This is a genomic window from Treponema sp. R6D11 (genome assembly GCF_054786075.1).
In genome coordinates this window covers 1-489 of sequence record NZ_BDHD01000831.1, presented here as the reverse complement: position 1 = coordinate 489, position 489 = coordinate 1, and the positions used below count along the sequence as shown (strand labels likewise).

General features: G+C 28.8%; 1 protein-coding gene. It reads right to left on the bottom strand.

The genetic code is table 11. The features are described 5' to 3' along the window. The coding region (locus tag ACYVTD_RS16365) for a hypothetical protein (RefSeq protein WP_461248730.1) at positions 1-208 on the bottom strand (208 nt) is incomplete at its 3' end. Between the last annotated feature and the right edge of the window lie 281 nt (positions 209-489).

Sequence of the window (489 nt, the reverse complement as noted above, 5' to 3'; positions counted from 1 at the left end):
GTATAATTGTTTTTACTTCAACAACTCTTTTATTGGTTATAACAACAAAACCTTTTTGTTTAAATCCAAAGATTAATGCAAAGAATCTTTGAATTGCTCCAAAAAACTGTGCGATTGGATTTGAACTGGTTGCCCATAGTTCCGCTTCAATCTCCATAACTAAATTTTCTCCATCTGCGAGCGCAATGCCCGAAGCTAATGTTGCCATTTTTTCCTCCTATGGCTTAATCTATTAAACATCACAAAGATGTTTTTATACCATTTATTTGGTACTATATTTATATATTTACGATATTTTTTGACTTTTGTCAATTAAAAATACCTTAAATTTATCAAAAAACAAGTCAAAATGATGCTTACCAACTTTGTACAAACAATCATATTTACATTTTTCCAAATCCAAGCCATTGCATTACTTTTTTTGTTCTTCCATTACAAATAGGTATATTTTCCTTGTTTAATAACCCATATAATTCTTTAACACAACTT